The 10,126-nt window shown below is 39.6% G+C and carries 9 protein-coding genes and 1 pseudogene; 6 read left to right on the top strand and 4 right to left on the bottom strand.

Going from position 1 to position 10,126, the window contains the following annotated elements; all coding sequences use genetic code 11:
* Positions 1 to 27: 27 nt before the first annotated feature.
* From AC33VI_RS07975 to aqpZ, 3 genes and pseudogenes are all read left to right on the top strand, one after another.
* Positions 28 to 1,370, top strand: a pseudogene (locus tag AC33VI_RS07975) (flavin-containing monooxygenase).
* A 66-nt stretch (positions 1,371 to 1,436) separates the two neighbouring features.
* Positions 1,437 to 2,213, top strand: coding sequence for a type I methionyl aminopeptidase (gene map, locus AC33VI_RS07970; protein ID WP_491781735.1), 777 nt, complete (start codon positions 1,437 to 1,439; stop codon positions 2,211 to 2,213).
* A 366-nt stretch (positions 2,214 to 2,579) separates the two neighbouring features.
* Positions 2,580 to 3,383 carry an aquaporin Z gene (gene aqpZ / locus AC33VI_RS07965; protein ID WP_491781734.1) on the top strand — a complete coding sequence of 268 codons (804 nt, stop codon included), beginning with the start codon at positions 2,580 to 2,582 and terminating at the stop codon, positions 3,381 to 3,383.
* Between the two features lie 311 nt (positions 3,384 to 3,694).
* On the opposite strand, the gene AC33VI_RS07960 is transcribed toward aqpZ, so the two are convergent.
* From AC33VI_RS07960 to AC33VI_RS07950, 3 genes are all read right to left on the bottom strand, one after another.
* Positions 3,695 to 4,630, bottom strand: a complete 936-nt coding sequence (locus AC33VI_RS07960) for a LysR family transcriptional regulator (RefSeq protein WP_491781733.1) — start codon at positions 4,628 to 4,630, stop codon at positions 3,695 to 3,697.
* A gap of 115 nt (positions 4,631 to 4,745) precedes the next feature.
* Positions 4,746 to 5,474, bottom strand: a complete 729-nt coding sequence (gene lptB / locus AC33VI_RS07955) for an LPS export ABC transporter ATP-binding protein (protein WP_491781732.1) — start codon at positions 5,472 to 5,474, stop codon at positions 4,746 to 4,748.
* Positions 5,475 to 5,491: 17 nt separating this feature from the next.
* Positions 5,492 to 5,911: an LptA/OstA family protein gene (locus AC33VI_RS07950; RefSeq protein ID WP_491781731.1), complete on the bottom strand. Its 420-nt coding sequence runs from the start codon at positions 5,909 to 5,911 to the stop codon at positions 5,492 to 5,494.
* Positions 5,912 to 6,047: 136 nt separating this feature from the next.
* Between AC33VI_RS07950 and AC33VI_RS07945 the strand changes: the two genes are divergently transcribed.
* Entirely contained in the window at positions 6,048 to 7,895 is a 1,848-nt protein-coding gene (locus AC33VI_RS07945; RefSeq protein WP_491781730.1) for a GGDEF/EAL domain-containing response regulator, read from the top strand.
* Here AC33VI_RS07945 and AC33VI_RS07940 read toward each other — a convergent pair.
* Positions 7,851 to 8,141, bottom strand: a complete 291-nt coding sequence (locus AC33VI_RS07940) for a YggT family protein (protein WP_491781729.1) — start codon at positions 8,139 to 8,141, stop codon at positions 7,851 to 7,853. The genes AC33VI_RS07945 and AC33VI_RS07940 overlap by 45 nt on opposite strands.
* Positions 8,142 to 8,388: 247 nt before the next feature.
* Here AC33VI_RS07940 and psbX point away from each other — a divergent pair, with 247 nt between their 5' ends.
* Both psbX and AC33VI_RS07930 read left to right on the top strand, forming a co-directional pair.
* Positions 8,389 to 8,511, top strand: a complete 123-nt coding sequence (psbX, locus tag AC33VI_RS07935) for a photosystem II reaction center protein PsbX (RefSeq protein ID WP_491781728.1) — start codon at positions 8,389 to 8,391, stop codon at positions 8,509 to 8,511.
* A gap of 232 nt (positions 8,512 to 8,743) precedes the next feature.
* Positions 8,744 to 9,847, top strand: a complete 1,104-nt coding sequence (locus AC33VI_RS07930; protein WP_491781727.1) for a Ycf66 family protein — start codon at positions 8,744 to 8,746, stop codon at positions 9,845 to 9,847.
* Positions 9,848 to 10,126: the final 279 nt, after the last annotated feature.

The raw sequence follows: 10,126 nt of genomic DNA, 5'->3' as shown, positions 1-10,126 counted from the left end.
ATATTGCCTACTTGAGATAATATTTGCATGAGCAATTCTGACAACAATCACAATAACTATCAAACAAAACAACTAATTATCGGGGCTGGTTTTGTCGGATTGGGTATCGCCCAGGCTCTCAAAGAGGCTGATATCGATTACGATCAAGTGGATGCTAGCGATGATATTGGTGGCAATTGGTATCACGGGGTTTACGACACCGCACATATTATTTCTTCTCGTAAAGTAACAGAATATAAGTGCTTCCCCATGCCCGAAAGCTATCCCGACTTTCCCAGCCGTCAAAATATGCGGGACTATATCAATGCTTTTTGCGATCGCTTTGAATTGCGATCGCAGATTGAATTAAACCGTAAGGTAACCGAAGTCTTGCCAGTGGAAAATAATTTATGGCGAGTTAGCTTTGCTAATGACGAACAACGTCTTTATAAAGGCGTAATTATGTGTAACGGTCATCATTGGTGCAAGCGTTTCCCTGAGTTTGAAGGAGAATTTGACGGAGAGATAATTCATTCCAAGGATTATAAAAAACCCCAACAACTTGTAGGGAAAAAAGTCTTAGTAATTGGTGGCGGTAACTCGGCTTGCGACATTGCCGCAGAATCGGCTCGCGTTGCCGAAAAATGTACCCTTAGTATGCGGGATTCAGTGTGGTTTATCCCCAAAACCTTTATGGGTGTGCCTGTTGCCGATTTGGGAAAAAGGGTAAAAGCCCTGCTTGGTATCAACGGCTGATGACTTACATTTTAATTCGCCTCACCTTTGGTAAGCACGAAACCTATGGTTTACCCAAACCCAAACACCGCGTTTATGACAAGCACCCTACCATTAATAATGAAGTTCCTTACTATATCAAACACGGGCGCATTACCTATAAACCAGGAGTGCGTCGTTTGGATGGTAAATATGTCGAATTTACCGATGGTAGTCGCGATGAGTTCGACCTAATTGTCTGCGCTACTGGTTATTATGTGGCATATCCCTTTTTACCCCCAGAATTACAACGAGTCAAAGGGGCGACAGTACAGTGTTATGGGGATGCTTTTTTAGCCGACTACAAAGAACTAGCTTATATTGGCTGGTATCAACCCCGTAGCGGTATTGGTTCGGTAATTGGTGCTTACGCGCCCTTGTTTGCTCGCTATCTTAAGTTACAAGATGAGTTAAACATTCCCATTGGTATGGTACTAAAAGAGATGGGTAAAAAAATGCCCACTACCCATTTAATAGATCCTCAAGATATTTATCAAGAAGTAGAACAGGCTCAACGTAATTTTGATTTTTTCGTTACCAAAGCCCGTCAAATCGATGCCCAATATCCTGATTTTTGCAATCCAAGTCTAAACTCAACTCCAGTTATAGTTAAATAGATTATTGATAGACTATATAGACGGAATAAACCTCCACCATAACAATTGAGCAAAATAAATTAAGAAATGGGCAGCGAACAAATCACTCTACTTTCTAGTCGAGAAATTGAAAAAATGCGTCGAGCGGGAGCTTTGGCAGCAGAGTTATTAGATTTTCTAGCACCAATGGTTAAACCAGGAGTCAGCACTCTAGAAATTAACGATGCAGCTGAAAAATGGACGCAAGAAAGAGGAGCAGTGAGCGCGCCTTTGGGATATGGCCCTAAAGATAATCCTTTTCCTGGATCTCTTTGTACTAGCATCAATGAAGTAATCTGTCATGGCATTCCTAGTGCCAAACAAATACTAAAAGACGGAGATATCATCAATATTGATGTAACCCCCATTGTCGATGGATATCACGGGGATACTTCCAGAACCTTTTTTGTGGGTACACCTTCCCCTAAAGCCAAAAAATTAGTCGAAGTTACTGAAGAATGTCTGCGAAGAGGCATCGCCCAAGTGAAACCAGGGGCGAGAATTAATGATATTGGTGCTGCAATTCAAGAGTATGCCGAACAAGAAGGTTTTTCTGTAGTTAGAGATTTTGTCGGTCATGGAGTGAGTCATATTTTCCATACTGCCCCTCAAATTCCTCATTATTTCGATCCCAGACAAAAGAAAAAAATGAAACCAGGAATGGTTTTTACGATCGAGCCAATGATTAATGAGGGTACTTGGGAAGCCCAAATGTTAGATGATGGTTGGACGGCAATTACCAAAGATGGCAAGCTCTCGGCTCAATTTGAGCATACTATTGCCGTTACCCCAGATGGAGTAGATATTTTAACTTTGCGTCAATAATTACCATTAAAATAGTTTTTAGTAGTTAGTAGTTAGTTTTTAGTTCAATTAATTAGTAGATTCTGAGGGCTAACCAGTGGGGTTCCCCCACAATGCTGACTGCCCGTACCACTAATTAATTAAGTACGGACGTTTCATGAAACGTCCGTACAGTACTCAAATCGAAGATTATGAGAGGGGACTTAGACCCAAAAACTAATAACTAACCGAAGGTTAAACGACAAATTGTAAATTTAACTTAAGAAAATAATTAATTTGAATTAAAGATCTGCACTTTTTGCATTTGCCTTAAGTATAATTCCTTAAAACTCAAAAGTTAATTAACAAATAAATTTTTGGATTTGAGCTTAGAGGATATTTAAGATTATGAAGAAATATTTAGCAGAATTAATCGGAACTTTCTGGTTAGTTGTTGGTGGTTGTGGGAGTGCTGTTTTAGCTGCTGCCTACACTGGCAATACCGCAGACATCGGATTTTTTAATATCGGCTTGGGATTTCTCGGGGTATCTTTGGCTTTTGGACTAACTGTTTTAACTATGGCATATGCAATCGGACATATTTCTGGTTGTCATCTAAATCCTGCCGTATCTTTCGGCTTATGGGCTGGGAAACGCTTCTCTGGCAAAGAACTATTACCTTACATTGTTGCTCAAGTAATTGGTGCAATCTTAGCAGGAGGCTTTGTTTATCTAATTGCTAGTGGTAATGGTAATTTTACCTTAGAAGGTTCTAATCCTTTAGCAACTAATGGTTTTGGCGAACATTCTCCTGGTGGTTATAACTTACTTACCTGTTTGATTACAGAAGTAGTAATGACCTTTATGTTCTTGCTAATTATTTTAGGTGCGACAGATTTGCGCGCTCCCGCTGGATTTGCTCCCGTGGCAATCGGTTTGGGATTGACTCTAATTCACTTGATTAGTATTCCCATCACTAATACTTCGGTAAATCCCGCTCGCAGTACTGGGGTTGCTTTGTGGGCTGGAAAAGAACTCTTTGCTCAGGTTTGGCTTTTCTGGTTAGCTCCCATTGTGGGTGCAATCTTAGCAGGACTTCTTTATGGTAATGTTTTTGCTGAAGAAGTAGCAGAGCAAGATCAGTTGGAAGCTATGACAGATACAGACTTCGATCGCTCTCGATTGGAAGACGAAGAAAGTCCTGTGTCCTAATTTACTGCGCTTTTCACATGGGTAGACCACATAATTAAACTTTAAAAACTAAGAACTAAAAACTAAAAACTACGAACTAGTAAATTTTCCAAGAGAGCTATTTAACTGAAAACGGCTGTAATTTTATAGTAGGTCTAGAGCGGTTCTCATTTTAATGGGGTGTAGTTAAGACTTCGGTTTTTGTTGATAGTTGATAGTTGATAGTTGATAGGTGTGTATTTCGCTAATTAGAGAAAGGCTATATTTAATTTTTTTATCCTAGTAATATATGAATAAATTATTCTAAAATCGAGATAATTAATTTTTTTAGTCTATTTAGTTAGTTGAGCCAGAATACTAGATTCGGGAAAACTCATCTTAGGACTTTCTTCCAACAAATATTGTAAAAAAGTTTCGGCAATTACCGATAGTTTTTTCCCTGCTAGATGGCAAACATACCAACGTCTTTTAATCGGAAAATGATTAAAATCGAGAATAGTTAGTTCTCCTAATATTCTTTCTGAAATCAAACAATGTTCCGATAAAATAGAAATCCCTAAACCTCCAGATATCGCCTGCTTGATAGCTTCGTTACTACCTAATTCCAGTTTTACTTTGACTGAAATATTATGTTCTTCAAATAATTGAATAATCGCATCTCGCGTTCCCGATCCTTGTTCCCGCATAATAAACGGGCTATCGTTTAGTTCTTGAATATCTAGGTTTTTTTTAGTTGCCAAAGGATGATCTCGTTTGGCAACCACAACTAAAGGATTGTTGAGAAATGGCTGGCTTTTTAGGTCTATGTCTTTGTGAGGATTGCTGACAATATATAAATCATCTTTATTGTTCGACATTCTGTGTTGAATTTCTTGATGATTGGTTACTTTTAGAGCCACATCAATACCAGGGTAATGTTGGCAAAAAGACCCCAGCAATCTGGGAACAAAATATTTTGCAGTAGTAATTACTGCTAGTTTTAATTGTCCTTGTTTTGTCCCTTTTAAGTCAGCGACTTTCATTTCAAAATTATCTAATCGCTCGAAAATATCTTGGCAAGTCATTAATAGCTCTTTACCTGCATCAGTTAAATAAAGACTTTTGCCTATTTGCTCGAACAAAGGTAATCCTATAGCTTTGGTTAGCTGCTTAACTTGGCTCGAAACTGTTGGCTGAGTAATTAATAATTCTTCTGCTGCGCGGGTAAAACTAGCATTTCTCGCTACTGTCTCAAAGACTTTTAGTTGATGTAGAGTTGCTTGAATCAAAAGTCGTCACTCCTGGGCTACTGAATGGAATAGTTACTACCACTATCTATCATATACAAAAATCAATATATTTTATAAAAAATATAGTTATTTTTAAATGTATTTTTTTTGTAGTTTATTTTTCAAAGTTGTTTCCCAGATAATATTGTTTGACTAAAGGATTGCTGTATAGCTCTTCTGCCGTACCAGATGCCAAGATTTGCCCATCTCGCATCACATAGGCGCGATCGGTAATTGCTAAAGTTTCCCGAAAGTTATGGTCGGTAATCAAAATACCTATTTGACGATCGCGCAACCGAGCAATAATTTCTTGCATTTCGCCAACGGCGATGGGATCTACCCCAGCAAAAGGCTCATCTAAGAGTAAATATTTGGGGCCATCCAATCCTGCTGCTAAAGCTCGTGCTAATTCAGTTCTTCTTCTTTCTCCACCAGAAACTAAAGATCCTGGGGTATTAGCTACCTTTTCTAAGCGAAATTCTGCTAGCAATTGCTGTAAACGGATTATTCGGGCGGGTTTGGGAATACCTGTTTGTTCTAAAACTAAAAGAATATTATCTCTAACGCTCAGATTGCGGAAAATACTAGCTTGTTGGGTAAGATATCCCATGCCCAAACGAGCGCGTTGGTGGAGGGCTAAAGTAGTTATGTTGCGCTCGTTGAGTTTAACCTTACCTTCGTTGGGCTTGACTAAACCCGTTGCTATATAAAAAGTAGTAGTCTTTCCCGCACCATTGGGGCCTAGTAATCCGACAATTTCTCCTGGCAAAACTCTGATATTGACTCGATTGACTACATTTCTTTTGCCGTAGGATTTGTGAATGTTTTCTAAAATTAAAACCACGATAGTCACTAAATTGGTTATTCGGGATTGGTAATAATGTAAGTCGATTCTACTTGGCGATCGCTTTGAGGGGTAGCAATAAAACGTTCTTCATCAATTAGATAGGTTAGAGTTTCGGCTCGCATACTATTTCCTGCTTGAATTACATAAACATCTCCTGTCAAAATTAAACGACGTTCGCGACTGTAATATTGAGCTTGAGCAGCAGTAGCCTGGATTTGTCGTGCGGGATAATCGATTTTAACGTTTCCCCTGGCAGTAATAATCCCAGTTTGAGAATTAGACTCTTGAATATCAGACTTTAAAGTAATTTGTCCTGGTTGGGGCTCGGATTGTGCCTGTAGAGATGATGGGATAGAAATAATAATTAAAGCACTAATTATAATAAGGCTAAATAATTCAAGCGATCGACGGTGAAATAGCGAACCTAAAAACATATCAAAGTAACTCGATCGAGGCAACTGTAATTAAATTACGATAGTAACAGTTCTAAGAGACGTTTTAGAGACTGAGAAGTTGCCTTTTTCTTAGTTTGAACTTATTTTAATTTAGAATTCATTCCCTAACTGTTTTATGAATCAAGTCTCTCAGGAGTATGCTTACAAGATTTTAATTGTAGATGATGTAGCAGATAATCTAGAATTACTATCCACTGCTCTAGCCGAGCAAGGTTATCAAGTAAGTTGCGCCAAAAATGATTCGATGGCATTAATCAAAGCGCGCAACGATTTACCTGACTTAATTCTTTTAGATATTAATTTGTCTGGGCTAAATGGCGATCCAGTCTGGGAACAACTCCAAGCAGATGAGATTACTCAAACTATTCCCGTTATTTTTCTCAGCACTCAAGAGGATATTCGAGATAGAATTCGAGCTTTGACTACAGGGAGTGTAGATTTTATTAGCAAACCTTTTTCCACAGAAGAAGTATTAATCCGCGTTAAAAATCAACTGGCACTGCAAGCAGCAAATACTAGAGTTCAGACTCTGGATCGAGAATTAGAGCGACAAGTCAAAGAGCGTATTTCTCAACTAGAATTAGCCAATTCGCTCCTCAAGCAAGAAATATTACAAAGCCATCAACTAGAAGAAAAACTACGTTACGATGCCCTACACGACAGTTTGACGGGATTGCCCAATCGCAGCCTATTTATGGAGCAACTCAAAAATTGTTTATATGATGCGATCGAAAATGCAGATCGACAATTTGCTGTTTTATTTATCGATCTAGATCGTTTCAAAATGATTAATGATAGTTTGGGACATTTGGCAGGAGATGAATTATTAATTGCTTGCGCTCAAAGATTGGAAAATTGCATTTATCCTGAAACTACCCTTGCCAGATTGGGAGGAGATGAATTTACAATTCTGCTAGATAAGATTAAGGATGTGAAAGATGCCGTTGCTGTAGCCGAGAAAATATTGCAGGAATTTACCTCATCATTTAACTTAGGTCATCGCAGTTTACTTATTACCGTAACTATCGGCATTGCAGTGGGCAATTCAGAATATGAAAGAGAAATAGATCTATTAAGAGATGCCGATACTGCTCTCTATCGAGCCAAAGAATTAGGCAAAGCTAGATATGAAATCTTCGATCGCCAAATGTATCTCGATGCGATGAATCGCTTGGAGCTAGAAAACGAACTCAGACAAGCAATTCTTCATCAAGAGTTGGTTCTTTTCTATCAACCTATTTATGCCTTAGACAGTCGGCAATTAATTGGCTTTGAAGCTCTAGTACGCTGGCAGCATCCCACCAAAGGTTTGCTTTCTCCCGATGAATTTGTCTCTTTAGCGGAAGAAACAGGAAGCATCGTGCCTTTAGGACAATGGGTAATGGAGCGGGCTTGTCGCCAACTAAAAAATTGGCAAGATTGTTTGCCCCCAGGAAAATCTCTGACTATGAGTATTAATGTCGCGGGAAGACAGCTTAACGATCCGAATTTTCTGGCAACGGTAGATCGCATTATTGCCCAAACTCAAGTTGACAGTCAGTATCTTAAATTTGAGATTGTTGAAAGTATGTTGGTAGAAAATACAGAGCAATTAATCGAACTGCTGCATCAAATTAAAAATCGTCAGATTCAGCTTTCCCTAGATGATTTTGGCACTGGCTATTCTTCTTTGAGCTATTTACCTCAATTCCCGATAGATATTCTCAAAATAGACCGTTCCTTTGTGGAAGCCATGAACGTCGAACGACAAAATTTAGAAATTATCAAAACTATTATTACCCTAGCTCAAGTTTTACATCTCAAAGTGATTGCCGAGGGCATTGAAACTGAAGAACAATCTGAAACCCTACAAACTTTAAAAGCTGAATTCGGTCAAGGATATTTGTTCGCTAAACCTCTCTCTGCCGAAGCAGCAACTTTAATGATTCAACGCCATAGTAATCAATCCTTGTTGACCGACTAGAATCTCCCGCAAAAGGGTGCAAACTCCCACCCAAATGATTGGGGTGATATCCACTCCTCCGATCGGAGATACTATTTTACGTAGCGGTGCGAGAAATGGCTCGGTAGGGAAGACTACCAAACTAAAAGGAAAACGGTTAAGTTCTGCTTGAGGATACCAAGTAAGAACAATTCTAAAAATAAACAAAATTGTCATTAATCCCAGTAAAAGACTAACGGCGATCGCTCCAACACTCGATAAATTCATAACTTTAATTGAATATAAGGCTCGACAATATTACAGAATGTAAATCTATATTTTGTTTATTGTACTGGTATTTTGCAGTGCATCAAACACCTGGTCGTTTGGTTTACCCCTTATCCCTCTACAATATTAAATTAGTTTCTTTGGAACGATTCTTGGTAATTGACTTTAGTTTTGATGAAAAAACTTTTAAAATTACAAAATAACGTAAATTGTTAATACACAGACAAAATAATCAGGATAAAAAAATATGACTCCCTCATTATCTAATTTTCTTTTAAGTTTGGTCTTGGGTGCAGTAATTGTAGTGATCCCCGCAACTATTGCCTTAATCGTTCTCAGTCAAAGTGACAAAATTCAACGTAAGTCCTAATAGATCCCTAAGATCGGCAAAAAATTATTATTGATTTTTAAACGGCGGAATTGTCTCTGGAGAAGAGACGGGGTAGTATTACCAACAGTTCCGTCGTTATATTTTTAGAGAATTTTAGGTTGTGGAAAAGTTATAACCATTCTGGGTAAATTGAGTATAAATAAAAATCGCATAAGATGAGTATAGATATATTCATCCTCACAACTATGAGAACCAGATTAGGAGAATCGTAATGGTCAATTTTGGGCTGAATGCAGCAGCCATCTTAGGTTTGTTCTTAGCAGTAGCAGGAGCGGGGTTATTTTTTCTGCGCTCGATTCGCCCAGAGTTAGCAAGGGATTATGATATCTTTTTTGCTGCGGTGGGTCTGCTTTGTGGAATTATTTTACTTTTTAACGGTTGGCGACTAGACCCGATTTTGCAATTCGGTCAGTTTTTGTTAACAGGAACAACAATTTTCTTTGCTTTTGAAAGTATTAGAATGCGTGGTGTTGCCACAGAACAAGCGCGACGCAACACTCCAATAGTCGATCGCGATCGCCCTGTAAGTCGTAGCCGAGTTTATACAGAGGCTGAAGTCGATCGCATCGATCCCTATGAATCCTACGACAATGTTTATGATGGAGTCGAACCCAACTACAATAGTCCTAGATTGAACCCCTACGACGATCCTAACCCTCGTACTTCTAGAAGACCCGACTCTCGACGCCGACCTGCCCCCACCAGAGATTATCGGGACGACGAACCCCAACGCCGACCTGCCCGCAATCGACCCGATCGCAATGAGTATAATAGCCCCCGCGAAGACCGCTATAGCGAGCGTAAAAGTCCTTCCCGTCGTCGCCCTAGCCCAGCTGCAACTAATAATTATGATGATTGGTCGGATAGTCCCCGTACGGCTTCTCGTCCCCGACCTCGTCCCAACCCAGAAGAAAGAGCGGATAACTATGTTAACCAGACACCCCCTTCTCCTTCTCGACGCAGACCGAGTCCTGCGGATTTGGGTCGCAGTTACGAACCAGAAGATAGTTACGATGAAGGTAATTTAGGTAACAGTTACGACGATCGCGATTTGGGTCGTAGTTATGAAGAAGATGATTCGTCAATCCCTGGAGATTATGTAGTTGACTATCAACCTGTAGAGGATGTCGATCCAAGTCCTAAGAATGATTATGATGACCGTGACGATTATAGCGATCGCAATCCCTATGACGACCGTGACGATTATAGCGATCGTAATTCCTATGACGACCGCAATTCAGACGATGAATACGATCGATACGATGACTATGGCGATCGCGATCGAGGACGCAAACCAATAAATTTCGATCGCTAGAGATAATTACTGATGAATTTAAAAATTGTAAGATTGCTGTAAGATCTTGCAATTTTTTTTTGTTTGAGTTCTAATTTTGAATTGATATAGTCATTCTAATTAATTTCCTCACGATTAAATGGCTTTAAGGTCAGGGGTCAGAGGTCAGGGGTCAGGGGTCAGGGGTCAGGGGTCAGGGGTCAGGAGTCAGGAGTCAGGAGTCAGGGGCGCAGGGGCTGATTAACTGGTCCGACGATAGCCGAGTTCGGCGCCGCCGCTGAGGTGCATGAGGTGGCCGGT

Source organism: Waterburya sp., from assembly GCF_058530065.1.
This window is presented reverse-complemented; position numbering and strand designations above follow the sequence as displayed.